This is a genomic window from Prevotella melaninogenica (genome assembly GCF_003609775.1).
Lineage (GTDB): Bacteria > Bacteroidota > Bacteroidia > Bacteroidales > Bacteroidaceae > Prevotella > Prevotella melaninogenica_A.
In genome coordinates this window covers 1,281,410-1,302,822 of sequence record NZ_AP018050.1, presented here as the reverse complement: position 1 = coordinate 1,302,822, position 21,413 = coordinate 1,281,410, and the positions used below count along the sequence as shown (strand labels likewise).

Sequence of the window (21,413 nt, the reverse complement as noted above, 5' to 3'; positions counted from 1 at the left end):
ATAAACAAAAGGTGTGCCAAAAACAAAGAATCGGACGTACATGAGTGTTGTAAGTCCGATTCTATATTTTATATTCTATTACAGTGCTTCGTCGTCAGGCTTCTGAAGTCTTGCTTTGGGCTGTTGTCCTAAGTGCTTTTTCTTGCGAAGCCAAGCCGCTTTGCGCTGCTCATATTCCTCACGATGACGTTCTAAGAAGTTATCTGCCATTGAACTTACCGTATATTATCGAAATTTGAATATTCTTACCAGTTGGCGTGTTACCCAATAACTTTGTGCTTGAGAGTCCCATGTCGTGAGAAACCTTAGTAATTATCGTTTTCTGGCTACTACCTGAACCTTGTGTTACAGTCTGCAATTCAACTGGCACTATTACAACCTTACCCCATGCAGGCATTGATGTGTTGCGTGAGAAGAGGTTGATAATTCCCGAGATATTGTTGAATACATAGCCATTCGTTGTCTTGTTGTAACTTGCCAAGAATGAAGTCTTGTTATCTGGTAGACGATTGTTCGCAAAGAACGATTGTAGGCTATCTGCAGCTACCATAACGACATTCTGTGGTATTCCAAACTGATAGTCAGATGTTGTGCTATTGTTCTCTCGGTAGAGTACAACCTTAGCTGAGTTGATAGAATCGTTTGTATGTCCTGCCATAATGTCAGATACAGGGAGCGTCAACTTTGTGAACAAACCAGCTGGCGTCTTGAGATAAGTGTGACCAGACTCACTGGCTAACTGCTGTAACTTTGTGTTATCGTTAGAGAAGTTTGTCAACTGAAGAACCTCTTCTGTACTTACAAAGTTGGTTGATATCTCTGATACCTTACCATTCTGCTTGTTCTTGAAGTAGATATTCAACTGAGCAACCTGTATATGTGCCATTGAACCAGAACCACCATCTATCTTAAAATAGAAGCCTGGGCAGATTTCATGCAAGAAACGATAAGGGTTACGGAATGCAGCAGGGTTCTGCTGATACTTGCGGAGCAGGTAAGTTCCGTAGTTGTTATATGTAACACCACTCTTGTCCTTGTACTGATTGTTCAAGCGAACAATGATATTACGATTATAGTTTCTTCTATTTCTGATACTGTCAGCCTCTGTATAGTCTGTCAGTGTGAATGAACGTTTCTCCGCAATACCACCCTGTGCAGCAGGTCGGATATAGCCTTGTGCTTCTGGATCGAAGTTAGAGTAATATGTCACACCTTCCTCAACAGGCTTAGAAAGTTCGTATGCTGTCAGCTTCATCTGGCTAAGTGAATCACCGTAGTATGTGCTGTAATACAGTCTTATATCACATGAATCAGCAATAATCTCATTGTTTGCATCACGACTCATGATAGAGTCCTTTGCTGGCAACTCAAAATTACTAAGCACATGGAACTGTGACATAAGATTACCTGTAACCGTTGTGTTTGTTTCAGGGTCAATCATTCTGCCCAAGTATCCAGTTGCTGAACGTGCAATAACACTGCCAGCAACCATTGTCTCAGAAGCTACGCTGAAGGTGTCTGCCTTTATAGAAAGTTTGTCGCCATTATCAATAAGTGAGCCTCCAAGGGTATCTGTAGTATCATCACATGATACCATTCCGATACAAGCTGCAAGCATACAAGCTGCAATGAATTTCCTTCTCATTTAGAATTTCTTAATTGTATGAATGTAAGAATATCAGAATAGTTTATTATAAAATTCTGAATACTTCTCCTTTAGTTCAGTATCATCGATTGCATGTTCCAAAAGCTGCTTATCATTAGACTTAGCATAGTTGATAAGATCTGCATGTGCTTTGTCGCTGGTACCAATGACACCATCTGAATAGTCGATAGCCAGTTTGCCTAATTCCATGAAATCGAAGTTATCATTATAGTTCTTCAAATATTTGGCTTTTGCCTCACGGAATTCAAGACAATGCTTAAAGTTAGTTCCTAAGCTATCTTGTGGCTGTTCTGCAAAGAGTGAAGTAACAACCTTTGAATTAGCAAACTGTGGCTCATCTTTGTAGGCAGTTTTAACATAGAATGGGATAACTGAAGACATCCAGCCTTGGCAGTGAATCACGTCAGGAGCCCATCTGAGCTTCTTTACTGTTTCCAGCACGCCTCTTGCAAAGAAGATAGCACGCTCGCCATTGTCAGGATAGTCGTTACCCAGTTCGTCCTTTGTCATTGCAGGACGCTTCTGGAAATAATCTTCATTATCAATGAAATAAACCTGTATACGTGTCTGCGGAATACTTGCCACCTTGATAATCAATGGATGGTCTGTATCGTCTATAATCAAGTTCATACCTGAAAGGCGAATAACCTCGTGCAACTGCCCTCTGCGTTCATTAATATTTCCCCATCTTGGCATGAATGTACGGATTTCAAATCCAGCTTCTTGCATGATGTGTGGCATTTCTGAGCCATAGAAAGACATCTCTGTCTCAGGCACATACGGCATGATTTCTTGATTAACAAATAATACTTTTTTTCCCATTCTTTATGTTAGAATTTTTGTTTCTGCAACTACAGCAAGCAAACGCATAGAATGTTAGTACTTTCTGGGCGTAGCTTATCTTCTGCAAAGGTACGAAAAAAAAATGAGACAACTCTCGCTTTCGACTGAAAACAAATAAAAAGTAGGGCATGTTGAGATTATTTAATTAAAATCTCGTCTATTTAATTATTTTGTTGTTACTTTGCAGCGATTTAAATTTTAGTGACTGATGAAAGTTATTCAAAAGATTGTAGAACTTCAGAACGAACTATTCTCTTATCGTAAGGAGAACAAGACTATTGGGTTGGTTCCTACGATGGGTGCGTTGCATGATGGTCATGCATCACTTGTAAAACAAAGCGTCAAGGAGAATGATATAACCGTCGTTTCTGTTTTTCTTAATCCTACCCAGTTTAATGATAAGGGAGATTTAGAACGTTATCCTCGTACATTAGAGGCTGATTGTAAGCTTATTGAAGTTTGTGGAGCAGATTATGTTTTTGCTCCATCTGTTGAAGAAGTCTACCCCAAACCAGATAATCGTCAATACGAGTTTCCACCACAATCAACAGTGATGGAGGGTGCAAAACGTCCTGGTCATTTTAATGGTGTTTGCCAAGTTGTCAGTAGACTATTCTATATTGTTCGTCCAGATAAAGCCTATTTTGGTGAGAAAGACTGGCAGCAGATTGCTGTTATCAAACGTCTTGTTGACTTTATTGGTATGAAGGATGAAATAACGATAGTTGAATGTCCAATTATACGTGATGCAGATGGTTTGGCTATGAGTTCACGCAATATGCTGTTGACCGCAGATGAACGTGCTATAGCACCAAAGATATATGAGGCGTTAAGTCAAAGTGTAGCGTTCTCTAAGATCCATACAGTTGCTGAAACACGAGAGAAAGTCATTGCTGATATCAATGCGGTAGACGGACTTGAGGTAGAGTATTTTGAGATTGTTGATGGCAACACACTTCTTGAAGTAAATACTTGGGAAGCGTATGTTGTAGGTTGTATTACAGTTTATTGTGGCCATACGCCTATTCGACTTATTGACCACATAAAATACAGAGGATAATAAGAAAAGATGCTGATAGAAGTATTAAAAAGTAAGTTACACTGTGCTACTGTCACAGAGGCAAATCTTCATTACATGGGTAGTATTACCATTGATGAAGACTTGTTGGATGCTGCTAATATGATAGCAGGCGAGAAGGTCCAAATTGTAAATAATAACAATGGTGAACGCTTTGAAACCTATATTATTAAGGGAGAAAGAGGTTCTGGCTGTATCTGCTTGAATGGAGCAGCAGCTCGCAAGGTTGTAGTCGGGGATGAAGTAATTATCATCTCTTATGCATTGATGGATTTTGAAGAAGCAAAATCCTTTAAGCCTTCAATTGTCTTTCCTAAGGAAGGCAATCGACTATAATTAGATAGAATATAGTATTAGCCAGAGGATTAATCCTTTGTCTTTATTAGTGTTTTTATAAGCACACAATTACATTTCGTCTTTCAAGGTAAGGGATGATGTCATTTATTAATAAGGTGTAACTTTATAATAGATAATCTTCTTTTGTACTTGGAAACAGAAATGTGATTGTGTGTTTTTCTATGTTCTATATTTAATGTACTATTATCATAAAAGCGAGGGTATGTCGTAATGACACACCCTCTTAAGAAAATGATAATAGCATCAGTGACGAATGTCAACTGATAGCAGAATTATTCAATAACAACCAATGGGTCGTCCTCAAGCACAGCCTGACCGACCTTCACTGCAATAGCAGTCACCTTGCCATCCTTCTCAGCTTCGATGTTGTTCTGCATCTTCATCGCCTCGAGGACAACAACAGTATCGCCTGCCTTTACTTCCTGACCAACTGTCACCTCAACAGAAGTGATTGTTCCTGGCAGTGGAGCCTTAATAGCAGCAGAACTGTTGATAGCAACAGTAGGAGCAGCCTCCTCACTTGCCTCAGTAGCAGCTGGCTTACCAAGCTCAACCTTCTTCTTCTCAGGTTCAGCAGGCTGTTCCATCTGTACTGCATACTGCTCACCGTTGACAGTTACTTCTGCAACATTCTCGGCATTAATCTCACAAATCTCGACTTTATATTCCTTGCCGTCGATAGTATATTTGAATTCTTTCATTGTTGTCTATTATGGTTTCTTTGTCATTATCTCGAACTTAGCATCCCACATTGTCTGCTTTGGCAGAATAGTGATAAAGCCAGGCTCGTTATCGTGAACATTGTTTCCGGCAAACTCATAGAGTGCCATTGCAATAACTGCATATACGTTTTTATCCATAGTTGCGTGCCTCCTTATTACATTGGCATACAGCCATGCTTCTTAGCTGGTAAGTCTTGCTTCTTATGAGCCAACTGAGCCAAGCCACGGCAGATGCGGAAACGAGTGTTGCGTGGTTCGATAACATCATCGATGTAGCCGAACTGAGCAGCCTGATATGGATTAGCAAACTTCTCTGAGTACTCCTCTTCCTTTTCAGCGAGGAACTGCTTAACGTCGCCACCCTGCTCCTTAACTTCCTTAGCTTCTCTACCACAGAGAACGGCAACAGCACCAGATGCACCCATAACGGCAATCTCTGCACTTGGCCATGCGAAGTTGAGGTCAGAACGGAGCTGCTTACAACCCATAACGATATGAGAACCACCATAGCTCTTACGCAATGTGACAGTAATCTTTGGAACTGTAGCCTCACCGTAAGCATAGAGTAACTGTGCACCGTGAAGGATTACAGCGTTATACTCCTGACCAGTACCTGGGAGGAAACCTGGAACATCAACAAGTGAAACGATTGGAATATTGAATGCATCGCAGAAACGAACGAAGCGCGCACCCTTACGGCTTGCGTTTACATCCAATACACCAGCGTATGCTGATGGCTGGTTAGCTACGATACCAACGCTCTGACCATTGAAACGAGCGAAACCAGTGATGATGTTCTTAGCAAACTTTGGCTGAACCTCGAAGAACTCTCCGTTGTCAGTTACTGCCTGAATTACCTTGTACATATCGTATGCCTGGTTTGGATCGTCTGGGATAATCTCGTTCAAGAGGTCTTCCTTACGGTCGATAGGGTCGGTGCACTCTACACGTGGTGCCTCCTCACGATTGTTTGAAGGAATGTAAGAGAGGAGCTTCTTGATAAGATCCATAGCCTCTTCTTCTGTCTTTGCTGTGAAACTTGTCACACCACTCTTTGAAGCGTGAACGCTTGCGCCTCCGAGGTGTTCAGCGTCAATATCTTCACCAGTTACGGTCTTTACAACCTTAGGACCAGTCAAGAACATGTAACTTGTCTGCTCCTTCATGATGATGAAGTCTGTCAATGCTGGAGAGTAAACAGCACCACCAGCACATGGGCCAAGTATGCTTGAGATCTGTGGGATAACACCAGAAGCGAGAATGTTACGCTCGAAGATTTCGCCGTAACCTGCCAAAGAAGTAATACCTTCCTGGATACGTGCGCCACCAGAGTCGTTCATACAGATGACTGGTGCACCGTTGGTCATAGCCATATCCATTACCTTGCAGATTTTCTGAGCCATTGTTTCAGAAAGCGAACCTCCGTTTACGGTGAAGTCCTGCGCATAGAGGTAGACGAGACGGCCGTCGATAGTTGCTGAACCAGCAACAACGCCATCACCGAGGTACTGTTTCTTCTCCATACCAAAGTTATGACAACGATGGAGTTTGAACATATCGTATTCCTCGAAGCTGCCTTTGTCAACCAGCATTTCAATACGCTCACGTGCAGTGTACTTTCCGCGCTCATGCTGCTTGTCGATGGCCTTCTGACCACCACCTAAGCGTGCCAACTCGCGCTTCTCCACGAGTGCCTTGATCTTTTCTGTTTGCTTACTCATAATTTGAATTTATTTTCTTATTTATAGCTTCTTTTTTTATTTTTCTCATCTGTAGCCTTCAACTCATTCTACTCGCAATGAGCTAAAAAGACCTTATAACAGAATCAAATGCAAATTTACTAAAAAAGGTGGAGATAGTTATCTTCACCTCTTTAAATATTGTTAAGGTTTTACGTTTAATCGCTTCTATTTGTACCTAATTGCATAGCTCCGTGGGAAAAAGATGGTGTTTAATAGGCGAGATGTATCTGTTACATGCTATTCTGACGATGATAAGTTTTTTTTGAGGTATTGATAAATCGATAGGTTGCTAATTGCTCCGTTCTTATCATTCATACTTCTATTTTGTAATGAAAATTCACATCGTGAAAAATAAAAGATGCTCTTTTGGCTTCTAATTAAGGCTTAATAGACTTGTAAGAGATGCCCTTTTAAGGGCTTACTAACGCCCTTTTGAAGTCTAATTAAGCACCTTTTACGGAGTGGTTGTGTAACTGGTTGAAAACTAATTGGTTGTAATTGCGCTAAAAACACCTCTATTTCTATGATTTGCTGTGCTCTTTTATCTTCTTTTTGTTGTAATATTTTACCAGTCAATGTTTATTTTTAGTAGTCCTTTTCTTAGTTGCGTTTAGATTATTTGATGCGTTAAATAACAGAGTCGCCCCCCTTTTTAATTTCACTTTATCGTTATAAGTTAAAAAAAGGAGTCATGCCTTTTGGGTCATAACTCCTTCTTACATTTTTATTTTTGTCTGCGTCGATGGTTACCAGAAAAGTTTGGATTGTAACTCTTTGGTTGTTTGCCATTTTGCTTTGCAGATTTTCTACGGTTATCTGTTGGTTTTTCTTCCCGTCCTTTACGTTTTTTGTTAGGGATATCAGGCGTACTACCGATAGCCTTCGGGTCGTAAACAGCACGTGGATGTCGTTTCGGAACATTGTCGTATAGCTTAGCTATCAAGTCACTACGCCCTATGCGGTGAAGTTCTCGTTCAATGTCACGACGTGCCTCTGGCTTATACCAGAAGAAGAACTGACGCTGTGCAAGTTTCTCCTTTGGTGTCTTTGCAGAGAAGATTGGTTCGAGTGTATAAGGGTCATAGCCCGTGTACCACGCCTCTGTAGAAACAGTCATTGGAGTAGGGGTGAAGTCCTGTACCTGCTCCAAATGGAAGTCAAGGTCTTTTGTCAGTACCGCCAACTCAGCCATGTCCTCCTCCTGACAGCCTGGGTGAGAAGATATGAAGTAAGGAATAATCTGCTGTCGCATATTCTCCTCACGGTTAATGCGGTCAAAAATCTTCTTGAAAGCATAGAACTGTTGGAACGACGGCTTGCGCATAAGTCCCAATACACGATCTGAAGTGTGCTCTGGTGCAACTTTTAATCGGCCACTGACATGGCGTGTAATCAGTTCACGAGTATATTGTCTGGCAGCCTCGTTACTCTTCTCATCCTTACTCTTGTGTAGGAGAAGGTCGTAGCGTACACCTGATCCAATAAAACTCTTCTTGATACCTGGAAGTTCGTCTACTGCATGATAGATTTCAAGCAGCTTGGTGTGGTCAGTTTCAAGGTTAGGACATATCTCTGGATTAACACAGCTTGGACGTTTACAATGCTCGCAAGCCTTCTGATTCTTACCAGCCATACCATACATGTTAGCTGATGGACCACCGAGGTCGGAGAGATAACCTTTGAAGTCGGGCATCTGTATAACCTGCTTTACTTCCTTTAAGATACTCTCTTTCGAGCGACAGCTAATAAACTTACCCTGATGTGCTGATATAGTGCAGAACGAACAACCACCAAAACATCCACGATGAATGTTCACACTGTGCTTAATCATCTCATAGGCTGGAATCGTCTTGCCACGATACTTCGGATGTGGTTCACGTGTGTATGGCAGGTCATAAGCCGCATCTACCTCTTCTGTTGTCATGGTAGGATAGGGTGGATTAACAACGGCATAAACGTTGTCAACAGCCTGCAGAATACGCTGTGCATGTTTTTTGTTAGACTCTTCTTCTATATGTTTGAAGTTCTCAGCCTGATATTTCTTGTTGTGTAAGCAAGATTCATGGGAATGAAGTACGATGTCATTCTCTCTTATTCCGTCTGGAATCTCTGACTCTTTACAAAGATATACGGTTTGTGGAATATGCTTTAAATCCTTGATGTTAGCACCGTTTTCCAATTCTTGTGCTATGCTTACCACCTGTTTCTCGCCCATACCATAGATAATCATGTCGGCACGTGCATCACAGAGAATACACTTACGAACACAATCTTTCCAATAGTCGTAATGAGTAAGACGACGCAGTGAAGCCTCGATGCCGCCTAAAACAATAGGAACATCGGGATAGAGCTGTCTGAGAATATTAGAGTAAACAATGCTTGGATACTCTGGACGCAGGTTGGGTCTGCCATCTGGTGAATAGGCGTCGTCTGAGCGTAGACGACGATTGGCGGTGTATTTGTTCACCATCGAGTCCATTGCACCTGGCGATATACCAAAGTAGAGACGTGGACGACCTAACTTTTTAAAGTCTCGGAAGTCGCCATGCCAGTCGGGTTGTGGAACGATAGCTACCTTATAACCAGCTGCTTCAAGTGTTCTACCAATGACTGCTGCTCCAAAGGCAGGGTGGTCAATATAGGCGTCACCCGAAAAGAGAATAATGTCTAACTGATCCCAACCACGGAGTTCAACCTCCTTTTTTGTAGTAGGGAGGAAGTCTGTCAGCTGAAATCTTGAAGGTCTTGTGATTTTAGCTTCATGCTTAGCACCACCTTCTCTATCTTGTCGCAGAGTAGGTGTTGCTTTTTTATGCTGCTTTGCAGTTCTTCTATTTTCTTTTTGTGAACTCAAATGTTTTTGTATTTAATTGATTTTCTTTTTAAGTATGTTGCTTGTTTTCAAGAATTTGATTTTTATTTATGTTCCTTTTTAACTATTAAAGGACTTCTTTATTCTCATCTTCTATGTCTTGGTGTGTTAAGACCCATTCTTTGAAGAGTGCAACAAGGTTTTTTAGTCCAATGGCTTTCATGTTTTGATTATAAATAACATCAAGACATAAGTCCAACAAGTCTTTGTCTTTACCAGGTTCAGACTCAAGAAGTCCACGAACATTGAATTTCAGTTTGTCGAGGATATCCTCATCAATAATACCATTGGAATCGACCAATCCAGAGAGAAGTGAATACTTCTGAATTGTCTCAAGATGGCTGTCTGTAATCTCAATGCTTCGTGTACCCGAAGCGTTTGCTTGAATTTTATACATAGTCTTTACACTTTTAGATTATTCCAATTTCTTTGTTGTTATTTCTTCATTAAGAAGTTGACAATACCCTTCATGATACTATTGCGTGTAGGAGCATCCTTGATGCACTCGAATGGGAAGGATAATGTGAAAACACTGTTGTCAGTTCCTTTATATGCCACAGCTGCAGTTTGTCCGTCAGCATAAGTTAAGGTGCTAAAAGCGTTATCAACAGGTAGGATGTTGTCTGGTGTATAAGCACCGTAATGCTCTTCATTGATAGTGCGATAAACATCGAATGACATTCCCATACCACTCACAATAGAGTTATAGTTGTCATAGTTTGCACCATTAAAGGTAATCTTTAGGTTATTTCTTAACCACTCTTGCTCATCAACGCCCTGCATATCGGATGCAAGATAAGAACCACTGACAAAGAGTTTGCCACGGCCATTTAGATACTTTGATAACTGTTGACGGAGGGCTGGTTTGAAGGTCTTATAATAATACAAGCTATGTCCATCATCTTTCTCATTACCAAGGAGCAGGTCTACCATTGCATATTTAGAAAGATTGACTTCGTCATACTCAACAGCCTTACTGTCACAACTAACAATATTGTATTTACCAGCATGGCGTAAGGCCTCAGCATGTTCTTTTACGTAGTTGAAATCATTACCTGCGATAATCTTACCCACGAGTTCTTCGCCACCATAACCTAAGGCATTAGGACCTTCCTTGCCCATCATAGCCTTGTTGAAGTTAGCTTGTCTTCCTGCCCATCCAGCTACTGGCCCATAGCTAAGACCAGGGTCTGCTTCAAGGTCGAAGCCTTGTTCTGTGCTTGTGTTGACTACTGCAGGGGAAGAAAGACGATGGAATGCATTGACAATAAGAATCGTTTGAGTTGCACCTTCATTGCGTAAGGCAGAAAGGGTTTCTGTTGGGAAACTCTCTCCACCACGGTTACAAGCCGTTACCTTAAAGTTGTAGACGACACCTGGCATTAATTCTATGTCAAAATAAGTATTGCGAACGTTCATACCATTGTCAAAACCTCTTGTTCCCATCGCAACATACACGTTATAGGAAGTAGGGGTTGCAGTAGGTTCACTGGCATCCGTAGTTGGTCTCCATTGTAATCTCACCTTGTTTGCTGATACATATTCTATCTTGAAGTTATTTGGGGCAAGTGGTTGCACGGTATAAGTCTTACCGTGCATGTTAGCTTCATACTTCAAAATAGTCTTATATAAAGAGCGTGCAAAGGTGAACTTGAAGTTAGGGTCTTGTCCTAACTTAATGTCAGGGAAGTTCTGATGAGAGAGAGTCTCAAGGATTGCAGATGGAACTTCAGGGAGTCGTGTTTCGCTATAATTGCGGTCCCACACTGAACGGGTAGTCCAATTCATGTGGAAAGCTTTATCTAAATCTCTCTTTACATTGGCTACTAACTGTTCTGCAAAGGTTTTTGAAACCTTACGTGAAAGTCCATCTCCTAATGTTTTATTGCCTTCTTGCGTTGTACAGATACCCAAGGTTCCTACGAAACTATCATCTGCTTTAACTCCAGCATCACTGTGTATTGCCAAAGTAAGGTCGATAGGCACTTTCTTACCATCTTTCTTTTCTGGCAAATAACAAGAACCTCCAGCAAGCCAGTTCGTCATCAATGAGCGGCAGTTGATGTCATCGTTATAGTCATTAGAACCATTGCTCTTGCTTACTACGCCCCAAGGTGCACCAGCCCATTGTGTAGCGTACCTTGCTCCTTCAAGGAAACGAGGCATACCACTCACTGTTCCGCCACGAACGATATTACCCATACCTCCACCAAAGCGCACAGCATCAGTCGTAACAATACCTCTATGAGAACTATGATTGGTCAACACAACAGAGTTGTTAATGCTATTTCCCTTGTCAAATTCAAATGTTCCAAGATATACCCAAGTGCCACCACCCATGCGTTGGTTCACACGGAAATGGGTTTCTTGTCCTTTGTGGAAAACAATATATTCTGCTGCTTCAACACTCTTCTTCTGTGTCTGATAGCTTACATATACCGCATAGCGTCCTGTTTCTGGGATAGTTGGTTGATAAACAACAGAGCTAATCTTGCTGTTGCGCTTCCTTGCCTTAACTTGTCGAGCTGTTCCTGCCGTAAAAGGGTTCTCACCATCGTTATAACTACCATAATGTAGAGCGAAGCCCTTAGTGGATGTAGTTGCCCACTTCTTCTTCATACTCTCTTCTTTATAGTTGGTACGACTATCATTATCAACTATAACTTCATTCTTTTGCCAGTCTCTTTCTCGTGGTGTAAAGACAATTGCTCCTGCACTCTCAAGCATAGGAATAAGATATGGAAGAACTATCGTCTGCGTATAAAGGTCTTCAGTTGTACTGAATAGAATCGGTCTTTGCCATCTCCATTCACCTTTCTTTGCATCGTAATATCTTCCATGAGATGACCATACAGAAAGATGTCTATTCTGCAATCCCTCTGTAATCTCATTTGGACGAGAAACATTCTTCACCCATGGTGCATCTTCATATTCTGTTTTTCCCCATGTTGATTTACCTGCTTGTGCAAAGGTATTTGTAAACGCCATTGCAAGAAGCGCGGTACACAGCAATTTTATCTTCATTATCCGTTTAATTCTCCTATCGTAAACAATTCAGGATGCTTACCCTTAAAGTCTTTGAAATACAATTTGATTTCCTTCATATCCTGTTCCACATCACCCGATGGTGTTATTATCTTAGAACACTCAATCAACTTCTTTTCGTAGTCTAAAGCGTAGAGATAGATAGGCAGTTGCGCTTTTAACGCAATATAATAAAAGCCTTTCTTCCAATCAGGGTTTAAACTTCTCGTACCCTCAGGAGTAATACAAAGCTGGAACTTATCAGCCTTTATAGCATAATCGGCTAATCTGTCGGTCATACTCGTTTTCTTATCACGCCATACAGGAATTCCTCCAAGTTTGCGGAAGATAGGACCAAGCGGCCAAAAAAACCACTCCTTCTTCATGAGGAAATTGCTCTTCAGCCGCTCAGCTATTGCGTAAAGCTGACCAATAAGGAAATCATGATTACTCGTGTGAGGTGCAAGACAAATAATAGCTTTATCAGGCAATGCAAACCTGACATCCTTCTTCCACCCCATAAAACTATAAAGAAGCCACTTAGATATAGCCTGTAACATTATGCAAGGTTATTGAGTTGGTCAATAATCTCATTGACTTCTTTACTAAACTTGTCTTTCAAGTCTTTGAAATAAACTTTGGCAGACATGCCCGGCTGAACATGAGACACGCGTCTGATGTAGTTGCTGTGCATTACCAAGATAGAAGTGAGGATAGCCTCTGTATTGTCATTATCACGATTTTCACCATAGAGAGATGCTGCGATACCCTCTGTGAACAAATCACCACAAATGTAATTGATGGTGCGTTTCAAATCTCTTTTGTTACTCATATTAATCCTAAATAGCTATATTTTACATTTATCGTTCAAAGATAAATAAAAAAATAGAAAAGCAAGACTTTCTTACATAAAAATAGAGTTAAAATTTTAATTTAGCATCTTTTCCTTTCTATTATCGGATAAAAAAGGTAAATTTGCAAAATAGTAAAGACATTAAATAAATCATTATATTTAAATCATTTAAATTAAACACATGGAAATTAGCGCATTGCAGAAGGAAAGAGCAGGCTATCAGCCAAAGTTGCCTAAGGCTCTTCAGGGTGCAGTAAAGGTGCAGGAAGGTGCTCCTACACAGAGTGTTGACAATCAGGAGGATATCAAGAAGCTGTTCCCTAATACTTACGGAATGCCTCTCGTAGAGTTTGTTCCAGCTGATTCAGCTAACAATGCTAAGATTAACGTTGGTATTATCCTCTCAGGTGGTCAGGCTCCTGGTGGTCACAATGTTATTTCTGGTCTCTTTGATGAGGTTAAGAAGTTGAACCCAGAGAACCGCCTTTATGGTTTCCTTATGGGTCCTGGTGGTCTTGTTGACCACAACTACATCGAGATTACAGCTGAGAATCTTCAGGCTTATCGTAACACTGGTGGTTTCGATATGATTGGTTCAGGTAGAACAAAGCTTGAGAAGGAAGAGCAGTTTGAGAAGGGTCTTGAGATTATCCGTCAGTTGGATATCAAGGCTATTGTTATCATCGGTGGTGACGACTCAAATACCAATGCTTGCGTATTGGCTGAGTACTATGCTGCTAAGCAGTATGGCGTACAGGTAATCGGTTGTCCTAAGACTATCGATGGTGACTTGAAGAACGATCAGATTGAGACTTCTTTTGGTTTCGATACAGCAACAAAGACATACTCTGAGCTTATTGGTAACATTGAGCGTGACTGTAACTCTGCTCGTAAGTACTGGCACTTCATCAAGTTGATGGGCCGTTCTGCTTCTCACATCGCTCTTGAGTGTGCTTTGCAAACACAGCCAAACATCTGCTTGGTATCTGAGGAGATTGAGGCTAAGGATCAGACATTGAATGATATCGTTGAGTATATTGCTGGTGTTGTTGCTTATCGTGCAGAGCAGGGTAACGACTTCGGTGTTGTTTTGATTCCAGAGGGTCTTATCGAGTTTATTCCTGCTATCGGTCGTTTGATTCAGGAGTTGAATGACTTGCTCGCTGCTCATGGTGCAGAGTATTTGAACCTTGACAAGGCTGCTCAGCGTGAGTATATTCTCGCTCACCTCTCAGCAGAGAATAAGGCTACTTTCGAGACACTTCCAGAGGGCGTTGCTCGTCAGCTTTCTCTTGATCGTGATCCACATGGTAACGTACAGGTATCTCTCATCGAGACAGAGAAGCTTATCTCTGAGATGGTTGCTGCTAAGCTTGATCAGTGGAAGAAGGAAGGCAAGTACACTGGTAAGTTCTCTCCTCTTCACCACTTCTTCGGTTACGAGGGTCGTTGCGCAGCTCCTTCTAACTTTGATGCAGACTACTGCTATGCACTCGGTTCATCAGCAGCTCAGTTGATTGCAAACGGTAAGACAGGTTACATGGCTATCGTTAAGAACACAACAGCTGGTACAGATCAGTGGAAGGCAGGAGGTGTGCCAATCACTATGATGATGAACATGGAGAGACGTAACGGTGAGATGAAGCCAGTTATCCGCAAGGCACTTGTAGAACTTGATGGTGCTCCATTTAAGGCTTTCGCTGCTCAGCGTGATAAGTGGGCTAAGGAAACTTGCTACATCTATCCAGGTCCAATCCAGTACTGGGGTCCTTCTTCAGTATGTGATCAGACTACTAAGACTCTCGAGTTAGAGCAGGCTAAGTAATAGTATATACATAAACGAAGAAATAGGGGATAGTTATATCCTCTGTTTCTTCTTTTGTTTTTATACAAGCTCCTGTTTATCTTGCTTCTATGTTTAAGTAGTTAGTAAGCAATGTTCAATTATTCCTTTGAAATTCAATCTATTATTATAACATTCATACAATAATAATAGCACATGATTACGGATGTAAGTAGTGCTTAATTGTTTTTAATTCTGCTGTCTATTGAATCTAAAAAAACAACATATTTTGAACTTATTCAGGTCGTATGCTAATTTATTTTCATGAAAATAAATATTTATCTTCACGTAAATAATTATTTTTCTTCATGAAAATAATTTCTTTTTTTCATGAAAAGAAATCTTGAAAGTTTAATGTATATAGATATAAAGTAGAACTTAAGATTATCCAAAAGTAAGAAAATGTTTATTCCCAAAGTGCTTCATTCAATATTAAAGACTTGGATTCAGATGCCAAGTTGGATGCGATGGGCTGGAGGATTGTGTCTTGCTGTAGGGTATAGTTTTCTGTTTTATTTCTTCTTTGTTTCACCTACAGGCTTCAGATGGCGTGCTATTTATGGTGATCCTGACTACCCAGAGGGTTATACAATTTATGGTATTGATGTAAGTCGTTATCAAGGTACGATTAACTGGAACAGACTTAGAAATGCGTTGATAGACCGTTCACCTATTCGTTTTGTTATTATTAAGTCAACGGAGGGTGATAGTCATGTTGATGTGAAGTTCCGTGAGAACTTCTATAATGCAAAAGAGTCTGGCTTTATACGAGGTGTTTATCATTTCTGGAGCAATAACTCGTCAGCACGTCGTCAGGCTTATTTCTTTCTTGCTATGGCCCATTTACAGCCGGGAGATTTACCACCAGTACTTGATGTCGAGCATAAGCCAAAGAATATTAGTACTGAAGAGTTCCAGCAGAATATTCTTACATGGCTACATATTGTAGAAGATAGGTATCATGTGAAACCTATCATCTATACCTATTATAAGTTTAAGGACCAATATCTTTCTGATTCTCGCTTTGATGATTATCCTTATTGGATAGCCCACTACTATGTTAATCAGATGGAGTATCAAGGTGCTTGGAAGTTCTGGCAGCATACCGATGCTGGAAGGCTGCCAGGTATTAAGGGATATGTAGACTTAAATATCTACAATGGTAGCTTCTATGATTTGCAGCAATTGCTTATTCCCGAAGAGGTTACGCCCGTTCAAGCAGTAGGCAGCACCAGTCATGATTCAACAAACGTTGACTCTCTTTCAGACCGAGTTCGTTAGCTTTCTGAAGGATAGCTTCTGCGTCCTGCTCATAGAATCCACTCAAAATAATCTTTGATTCAGTTGTCATAACACTGACAAACTCGTCTATATCCTCAAGGATAATATTACGATTTATATTTGCCAAGATAACATCAAAGACACCACTCACGTGTGACAAGACTCGCTTGTCGCCTTCAAGTACATCTAATTCTACACCATTCAGTTCGGCATTGTGCTCTGCATTGCGTACGCTCCACTCATCAATATCATAGCATACAACATCCTTTGCACCACATTTAGCGGCAACAATACCTAAAATTCCCGTACCACAACCACAGTCGAGGACTCTCTTATCCTTGAGCTCTTGGTTTAATAATAATGAAACAATCATTTGTGTTGTTTCATGTGTACCTGTACCAAATGCCTGTTGTGCATCAATAACAATCTTCATTGGGATTGTTGCAAGCTGAGGATAGTTAGCAATAGCCTCTTCTTCCATATTCTTGCAAATGATAGCACAGCGGTCATCAATGATGATAGGGTCAAAGCCAGCTTTCTCCCATTCCTCATTCCAGTTCTTATCCTCAGCTTGATTAGCTGTGAAAGAAACCTTTATGTCTGGAATAGGTAAATTCAGCATGGTCTCTTTAAGTGTTTCTTCATTGAAAAGATCTTCTTGGCAGTAGCCAACGAGTCCGTCTGGCTCGTCCGTGAAGGAATCGAATCCAACTTCACCTGCAAGAGCTGCAATAATGTCTCTTACATCCTGAGAATCAGGTTCTGCCGTAAACTTTACTTGTATATATTTCATCTTGGTGTTAAATTTCTACTGCAAAATTATAAAAAATAGGGAAAAACCTACCATGGATTAGGGAAAATCCGTATATTTGCAAGAAAAGTTGTCTTATTTTTGCACTATAAAGATTGTGTACATACATATCTTGGTGTTAAAACAAGTGTAATTTTAAAAAAGGGTATATGAAACGATCAGTATTACTTTCGGTTTTATTTGGAGCTATGCCATTGCTTTCTATGGCACAGGATGACCTTTATTTTACCCCATCAAAGGCAGAGCAGTCTGCTTATCAGCAGAGTAAAATGGAGGAAGAGCGCCCTGTTTATTATAGCGGTATTGGTAAGTCTAATGACGAGTACAATCGTCGTGGCAAGTATAATTATAAGAAAATCGGAGTTGATTCTCTTGGAAATGATATCTTTATGTCACGTGTCTCTACGTTGCATGGTGACTCTGTAGTGTTAGATACTATCTACGGAGGCTTCACACGGCAGTATGAGAGCGGTGATGACGACTTCGCATATAGCAGACGAATGAGCCGTTTTGATGGCTTCTACGGAGGATATTATGACCCTTGGTTTGCTGGTCGCTCTTCAATCTATGTAGGTTGGGGATGGCATTCACCTTATTATGGTGGCTGGTATGATAGATGGGATGATCCATGGTATTATGGTTACTACGGTGGTTATCCTTACTATAGCTATTATGGTAGTTATCCATATTATGGCTACTATGGCGGTTATCCATACTATTATGGCTATGCTGGCTACGGCTGGTACAATCCATGGAGCAGATATTATGGCTATTATGGTGGTTATCCTTACTATGGTTATAGAAGAGGTGGTTACTATGCTTACAATGGTCATACTGGTACTGCCAATCACTGGGGTAACTCTCCAAGAGCCTTTGGTTCTCAGACAAGAAATGGTTCCTATAACAACGGACAGTCAGCTTATTCAACTCGTCGTGGCAATGTAAACCAGTATGGTAACAATGCATCTCAACGCAACGATGTGAATGGTTACTATGACCGCTTTGGCGGTGCACGTCAGAATGGTTATGAGAATCGTACACGTACTTATTCTCAGCCAGAGCGTTCAACCTTTTCACAGCCTTCACCAAGTTCATTTGGTGGTGCAAGAAGTGGTGGCGGAAACTTTGGTGGCTCAAACTCAGGTGGTGGCAGTAGCTTTGGTTCGTCACGTAGTGGCTTCGGTGGTCATAGATAAGATTTAGGATAATGAAAGTTTAATTAATAAAGAATATCAGATATGAAGAGTAAATATATTTTCTTTGCAGTATCGTTGTTTGCAGCTTTGTCAGCAAATGCGCAGGAGACATACGAGAATGCTAAGTTAGCAGGAGAGGACTTGAATGGTACTGCACGTTACGTTGGTATGGGTGGAGCTATGGAGGCCTTGGGTGCTGATATCTCTACAATTGGTTCTAACCCAGCTGGTATCGGTTTGTTCCGTCACAACAATGTTAGTATCAGTGGTGGTCTTCTTATGCAATCAGATGGTAAGGAATTCTCTAATGGTAAGAAGACTAATCTGAGTTTTGATCAGATTGGCGGTGTTTACACTACCCGTACTGGTCAGAAGTCTTTTCTTAACTTTGGTTTCAACTATCATAAGAGCAAGAACTTTGATTATATTCTTAATGCTGCAGGCTCTTTGAGTGGAAGTTCACAGAATAAGCAGTCATATATTAAGGGTGCACTTGGTAATCAGAATGAGGGTGGCTTCTATGTTGATAAGAATAAAGATGGTCAGAACATTGGCTATGTAAATTCAACTTCAAAGGATATAGCATACACTTGGAGCCAGATTGATTACCTCTATTGGAATTCATTGATTCCAGGTAGTACAGGAACTTATAATTATGAGAATGCTACTGCTTATACATTAGATCGTGCTCACTCTGGTTACATTGGTAATTATGACTTTGCTGTCAGTGGAAATATCAATGATAGGGTTTATCTTGGTTTAACATTCGGTATGAAAGATGTTACTTACAAGGGCTATAGTGAGTATGCTGAAAACTTCGGTAATAATAGTGGAGCAGTCGTTCGTGACGAGAGAAAGGTAACAGGTTCTGGATTTGATATTACAGCTGGTGTTATCGTTCGTCCAGTAGCAGAGTCGCCTTTCAGAATCGGTGCATACGTAAAGTCTCCAACATGGTATGACTTGACAACATCAAACGTTACACGTCTTGTTTATGTGTCAGGCACTGCAAGTCAGGAAAATGGTATCGGTAACTCATACGATTTCAAGATGTGGACACCTTGGAAGTTTGGTTTCTCTCTTGGTCACACCGTGGGTAATTACCTCGCTTTAGGTGCAACTTACGAGTATGAGAACTACGCTAATATTAATAGCAGAGTCAACGATGGTGGATACTATGATTATTACTATAATCAGTACTACGAGACATCAAGCCCTGACAAGACAATGAATAACCACACTAAAGAAGTTCTGAAGGGTGTTAGCACTTTGAAGTTGGGTGTTGAGTATAAGCCTGTAAGTAATGTTGCTTTGCGTGCGGGTTACAATTATGTAAGTGCAATGTATGTAAATGATGCGCAGAAGGATCCAGGTCTTGCTTCTTTAGGTACATCGTATGCTTCAACAACAGACTACACAAACTGGGGTGCAATCAACCGCTTCACATTAGGTGTTGGTTATCAGATTAAGAAGTTCAATATTGATTTGGCTTATCAGTACAGTGCACAGGAAGGCTCTTTTGCTCCATTCTCTAATATTAGAGATATCTCTATACCTTCTGGTGCTACAACAGTTAAGGAGTCTAACGTTGCAACAAGTACTGATGTTAAGAACAACAAAAGTCAGTTGCTCCTCACATTGGGCTATCGTTTCTAAGAAACTTCATATATAATAAAAAAGGTAAAAGAGTTTTTTCTCTTTTACCTTTTTTGTTGTTTTTGTCAAAATAAATTCTCGTTAGTATTTTTAATAACGATGAATTGCATTTCAATTAAGCCTTAATTGACTTGTTAAAGATGCTCTTTAAGACTCTAACTAACGCCCTTTTGAAGGCTAAGTAAGCACCTTTTCTTGCACAACTTTATAACTTCTTGATAAGAAGAAAGTTACAAAGAGGTTGAAAAATGCTTTTATTTCTTGTTTTTAAGTAGAAATATCTAAAAGCTATGTAAAAATATTTCGTTGCTATGAATGTGAGATTTTAAGATGGAATAAGCTTTAATAAGCTGAGAGAAAACTCTAATAAACAATCGATTGTCGTCTATGTTTTCTTTTGTTGCTTATAATGTGTGCTTAGAGTGTTCCTATTTCTGATAATATCTCAGCTACATCTTCTGGTGTATTGAATAGGATACCTTCTTCTAACTCCTCGTCTGTTAGTTGGTCGAGTAGTTCTTTTGCTGATGTTTCATCAAAACGTGGCTCACCCTTGCTGTTGGTTTTAGAAAGTAGCAAGGTGAGGATTTGTTGGCGAAATTCTTCTATTGACATATTTAATTTGACTTTTATAATTATAATCAGGAATCAATATAGGCTACGGCTTTAATATAAAGTGTGGATGGTTTTCATCTCCATAGTTTTTCTCATAAGTAAAACCGTCATACTCGAAGGCAAGAAGATCCTCGGGAGAAGTTAGTTGGTTGCGGAGTATATAGCTTGTCATAGCGCCTCGACAACTCTTTGCATAGACACTGACAGCCTTCAACCGGCTACCTTGATCAACCATAAAAAGCGGTTGAATAATACGTACCTCTTTTTGTAATCGTTTCCAATCGAATAGATGTTGGAACTCTTCAGTTGCCAAATGCACCAAGATACCATCATCGGCTTTAACTGCTTCGATGAGGATATCTGTAAGATGAGGTTTCCAATAGGCAAACATATTCTTGCCTTTGGCTGAAGGTAGCTTTGCTTTACCTTCAAGACGATAGGGGTGGATAAGGTCTAATGGACGCAAAAGACCATAAAGAAAGCTTGTTATCCAAAGATGTTTGTCGGCATAGTTGAAGTCGTTCTGACTGTATTCTTGCGCCTTGAGACATTTATATGCTTGTCCGTAGTAGGCGAGGAGGGCAGGAAGAAAAGCTTTCTCGTTGAAGAAATCTTGATAACGTAGTTTGTTTTCAAGTGCTATCTTCTCGTTACATGGGATAGTTTTTGCAAGTTCTTCAACAGAAAGTTCACCTAATTCTAACGCTATCTGTCCTGCTTCTTTTCGGAAGCGAGGCAGGTGTGTGTTAGGGGTTTGTACTGTTGTAGTACTGTTCATTATCTTAGCGGATGCTAATAGTATCTGCATTTGATTGGGTACTTAAGAGGTTAAGGATTTTATAGAATTAAGACTA

General features: G+C 40.4%; 20 protein-coding genes. 6 read left to right on the top strand and 14 right to left on the bottom strand.

What is annotated here, in order from left to right:
* Positions 1 to 78: 78 nt before the first annotated feature.
* The 3 genes from PMEL_RS11920 to PMEL_RS11910 are packed head-to-tail and all read right to left on the bottom strand — an operon-like array spanning position 79 to position 2,488.
* Positions 79 to 210: a dehydrogenase gene (locus PMEL_RS11920; RefSeq protein WP_120175474.1), complete on the bottom strand. Its 132-nt coding sequence runs from the start codon at positions 208 to 210 to the stop codon at positions 79 to 81.
* Positions 200 to 1,645 carry a DUF4270 domain-containing protein gene (locus PMEL_RS11915; protein WP_120175473.1) on the bottom strand — a complete coding sequence of 482 codons (1,446 nt, stop codon included), beginning with the start codon at positions 1,643 to 1,645 and terminating at the stop codon, positions 200 to 202. The genes PMEL_RS11920 and PMEL_RS11915 overlap by 11 nt, the downstream gene beginning before the upstream one ends.
* 33 nt (positions 1,646 to 1,678) lie before the next feature.
* Positions 1,679 to 2,488, bottom strand: coding sequence for a glycogen/starch synthase (locus PMEL_RS11910; RefSeq protein WP_120175472.1), 810 nt, complete (start codon positions 2,486 to 2,488; stop codon positions 1,679 to 1,681).
* Positions 2,489 to 2,717: 229 nt separating this feature from the next.
* Here PMEL_RS11910 and panC point away from each other — a divergent pair, with 229 nt between their 5' ends.
* The gene (panC, locus tag PMEL_RS11905) at positions 2,718 to 3,569 is read left to right on the top strand and encodes a pantoate--beta-alanine ligase (protein WP_120175471.1); all 852 of its coding nucleotides are present in this window, start codon (positions 2,718 to 2,720) and stop codon (positions 3,567 to 3,569) included.
* A gap of 9 nt (positions 3,570 to 3,578) precedes the next feature.
* Complete coding sequence (gene panD / locus PMEL_RS11900; protein ID WP_120175470.1) at positions 3,579 to 3,923, top strand: aspartate 1-decarboxylase; 345 nt, start codon at positions 3,579 to 3,581, stop codon at positions 3,921 to 3,923.
* A 293-nt stretch (positions 3,924 to 4,216) separates the two neighbouring features.
* Here the strand turns inward: panD and PMEL_RS11895 are convergent, their stop codons facing one another.
* From PMEL_RS11895 to PMEL_RS11865, 8 genes are all read right to left on the bottom strand, one after another.
* Positions 4,217 to 4,645, bottom strand: a complete 429-nt coding sequence (locus PMEL_RS11895) for a biotin/lipoyl-containing protein (protein WP_120175469.1) — start codon at positions 4,643 to 4,645, stop codon at positions 4,217 to 4,219.
* 9 nt (positions 4,646 to 4,654) lie between these two features.
* Positions 4,655 to 4,804, bottom strand: coding sequence for a hypothetical protein (locus PMEL_RS12265; RefSeq protein ID WP_172586795.1), 150 nt, complete (start codon positions 4,802 to 4,804; stop codon positions 4,655 to 4,657).
* A 17-nt stretch (positions 4,805 to 4,821) separates the two neighbouring features.
* Positions 4,822 to 6,387 carry an acyl-CoA carboxylase subunit beta gene (locus tag PMEL_RS11890; protein WP_120175468.1) on the bottom strand — a complete coding sequence of 522 codons (1,566 nt, stop codon included), beginning with the start codon at positions 6,385 to 6,387 and terminating at the stop codon, positions 4,822 to 4,824.
* A 745-nt stretch (positions 6,388 to 7,132) separates the two neighbouring features.
* Positions 7,133 to 9,262 (bottom strand): YgiQ family radical SAM protein, encoded by a 2,130-nt coding sequence (locus PMEL_RS11885; RefSeq protein WP_120175467.1) that lies wholly within the window; start codon positions 9,260 to 9,262, stop codon positions 7,133 to 7,135.
* An 85-nt stretch (positions 9,263 to 9,347) separates the two neighbouring features.
* Positions 9,348 to 9,677: a hypothetical protein gene (locus tag PMEL_RS11880; RefSeq protein ID WP_120175466.1), complete on the bottom strand. Its 330-nt coding sequence runs from the start codon at positions 9,675 to 9,677 to the stop codon at positions 9,348 to 9,350.
* A 38-nt stretch (positions 9,678 to 9,715) separates the two neighbouring features.
* Positions 9,716 to 12,304 (bottom strand): fibronectin type III domain-containing protein, encoded by a 2,589-nt coding sequence (locus PMEL_RS11875; RefSeq protein WP_120175465.1) that lies wholly within the window; start codon positions 12,302 to 12,304, stop codon positions 9,716 to 9,718.
* Positions 12,304 to 12,864 (bottom strand): 1-acyl-sn-glycerol-3-phosphate acyltransferase, encoded by a 561-nt coding sequence (locus PMEL_RS11870; protein ID WP_120175464.1) that lies wholly within the window; start codon positions 12,862 to 12,864, stop codon positions 12,304 to 12,306. The genes PMEL_RS11875 and PMEL_RS11870 overlap by 1 nt, the downstream gene beginning before the upstream one ends.
* On the bottom strand, positions 12,864 to 13,136 hold the full coding sequence (locus tag PMEL_RS11865; protein ID WP_120175463.1) for a hypothetical protein: 273 nt from the start codon (positions 13,134 to 13,136) through the stop codon (positions 12,864 to 12,866). Before PMEL_RS11865 ends, PMEL_RS11870 begins: the two co-directional genes overlap by 1 nt.
* A 202-nt stretch (positions 13,137 to 13,338) precedes the next feature.
* On the opposite strand from PMEL_RS11865, the gene PMEL_RS11860 reads away from it, so the two are divergent.
* Together PMEL_RS11860 and PMEL_RS11855 are read left to right on the top strand one after the other, a co-directional pair.
* On the top strand, positions 13,339 to 14,982 hold the full coding sequence (locus tag PMEL_RS11860) for a diphosphate--fructose-6-phosphate 1-phosphotransferase (RefSeq protein ID WP_120175462.1): 1,644 nt from the start codon (positions 13,339 to 13,341) through the stop codon (positions 14,980 to 14,982).
* A 420-nt stretch (positions 14,983 to 15,402) separates the two neighbouring features.
* Complete coding sequence (locus tag PMEL_RS11855; RefSeq protein ID WP_120175461.1) at positions 15,403 to 16,281, top strand: glycoside hydrolase family 25 protein; 879 nt, start codon at positions 15,403 to 15,405, stop codon at positions 16,279 to 16,281.
* Here the strand turns inward: PMEL_RS11855 and prmA are convergent.
* Entirely contained in the window at positions 16,205 to 17,074 is an 870-nt protein-coding gene (gene prmA, locus PMEL_RS11850) for a 50S ribosomal protein L11 methyltransferase (RefSeq protein ID WP_120175460.1), read from the bottom strand. The two genes, PMEL_RS11855 and prmA, sit on opposite strands and share 77 nt — an antisense overlap.
* Positions 17,075 to 17,241: 167 nt before the next feature.
* On the opposite strand from prmA, the gene PMEL_RS11845 reads away from it, so the two are divergent.
* Both PMEL_RS11845 and PMEL_RS11840 read left to right on the top strand, forming a co-directional pair.
* Positions 17,242 to 18,288, top strand: a complete 1,047-nt coding sequence (locus PMEL_RS11845; protein WP_120175459.1) for a hypothetical protein — start codon at positions 17,242 to 17,244, stop codon at positions 18,286 to 18,288.
* Between the two features lie 42 nt (positions 18,289 to 18,330).
* Entirely contained in the window at positions 18,331 to 19,944 is a 1,614-nt protein-coding gene (locus PMEL_RS11840; RefSeq protein WP_120175458.1) for an OmpP1/FadL family transporter, read from the top strand.
* A gap of 417 nt (positions 19,945 to 20,361) precedes the next feature.
* On the opposite strand, the gene PMEL_RS11835 is transcribed toward PMEL_RS11840, so the two are convergent.
* Positions 20,362 to 20,559 carry a hypothetical protein gene (locus tag PMEL_RS11835; protein ID WP_120175457.1) on the bottom strand — a complete coding sequence of 66 codons (198 nt, stop codon included), beginning with the start codon at positions 20,557 to 20,559 and terminating at the stop codon, positions 20,362 to 20,364.
* Between the two features lie 43 nt (positions 20,560 to 20,602).
* Positions 20,603 to 21,367 (bottom strand): YaaA family protein, encoded by a 765-nt coding sequence (locus PMEL_RS11830; RefSeq protein ID WP_120175456.1) that lies wholly within the window; start codon positions 21,365 to 21,367, stop codon positions 20,603 to 20,605.
* Positions 21,368 to 21,413 lie beyond the last annotated feature (46 nt).

What these genes read in the sequence shown, in the direction of transcription:
- PMEL_RS11920 (WP_120175474.1), bottom strand. Translation starts at nt 210, where the DNA reads ATGGCAGATAACTTCTTAGAACGTCATCGTGAGGAATATGAGCAGCGC.
- PMEL_RS11915 (WP_120175473.1), bottom strand. Translation starts at nt 1,645, where the DNA reads ATGAGAAGGAAATTCATTGCAGCTTGTATGCTTGCAGCTTGTATCGGA.
- PMEL_RS11910 (WP_120175472.1), bottom strand. Translation starts at nt 2,488, where the DNA reads ATGGGAAAAAAAGTATTATTTGTTAATCAAGAAATCATGCCGTATGTG.
- panC (WP_120175471.1), top strand. Translation starts at nt 2,718, where the DNA reads ATGAAAGTTATTCAAAAGATTGTAGAACTTCAGAACGAACTATTCTCT.
- panD (WP_120175470.1), top strand. Translation starts at nt 3,579, where the DNA reads ATGCTGATAGAAGTATTAAAAAGTAAGTTACACTGTGCTACTGTCACA.
- PMEL_RS11895 (WP_120175469.1), bottom strand. Translation starts at nt 4,645, where the DNA reads ATGAAAGAATTCAAATATACTATCGACGGCAAGGAATATAAAGTCGAG.
- PMEL_RS12265 (WP_172586795.1), bottom strand. Translation starts at nt 4,804, where the DNA reads ATGGATAAAAACGTATATGCAGTTATTGCAATGGCACTCTATGAGTTT.
- PMEL_RS11890 (WP_120175468.1), bottom strand. Translation starts at nt 6,387, where the DNA reads ATGAGTAAGCAAACAGAAAAGATCAAGGCACTCGTGGAGAAGCGCGAG.
- PMEL_RS11880 (WP_120175466.1), bottom strand. Translation starts at nt 9,677, where the DNA reads ATGTATAAAATTCAAGCAAACGCTTCGGGTACACGAAGCATTGAGATT.
- PMEL_RS11875 (WP_120175465.1), bottom strand. Translation starts at nt 12,304, where the DNA reads ATGAAGATAAAATTGCTGTGTACCGCGCTTCTTGCAATGGCGTTTACA.
- PMEL_RS11870 (WP_120175464.1), bottom strand. Translation starts at nt 12,864, where the DNA reads ATGTTACAGGCTATATCTAAGTGGCTTCTTTATAGTTTTATGGGGTGG.
- PMEL_RS11865 (WP_120175463.1), bottom strand. Translation starts at nt 13,136, where the DNA reads ATGAGTAACAAAAGAGATTTGAAACGCACCATCAATTACATTTGTGGT.
- PMEL_RS11860 (WP_120175462.1), top strand. Translation starts at nt 13,339, where the DNA reads ATGGAAATTAGCGCATTGCAGAAGGAAAGAGCAGGCTATCAGCCAAAG.
- PMEL_RS11855 (WP_120175461.1), top strand. Translation starts at nt 15,403, where the DNA reads ATGTTTATTCCCAAAGTGCTTCATTCAATATTAAAGACTTGGATTCAG.
- prmA (WP_120175460.1), bottom strand. Translation starts at nt 17,074, where the DNA reads ATGAAATATATACAAGTAAAGTTTACGGCAGAACCTGATTCTCAGGAT.
- PMEL_RS11845 (WP_120175459.1), top strand. Translation starts at nt 17,242, where the DNA reads ATGAAACGATCAGTATTACTTTCGGTTTTATTTGGAGCTATGCCATTG.
- PMEL_RS11840 (WP_120175458.1), top strand. Translation starts at nt 18,331, where the DNA reads ATGAAGAGTAAATATATTTTCTTTGCAGTATCGTTGTTTGCAGCTTTG.
- PMEL_RS11835 (WP_120175457.1), bottom strand. Translation starts at nt 20,559, where the DNA reads ATGTCAATAGAAGAATTTCGCCAACAAATCCTCACCTTGCTACTTTCT.
- PMEL_RS11830 (WP_120175456.1), bottom strand. Translation starts at nt 21,367, where the DNA reads ATGCAGATACTATTAGCATCCGCTAAGATAATGAACAGTACTACAACA.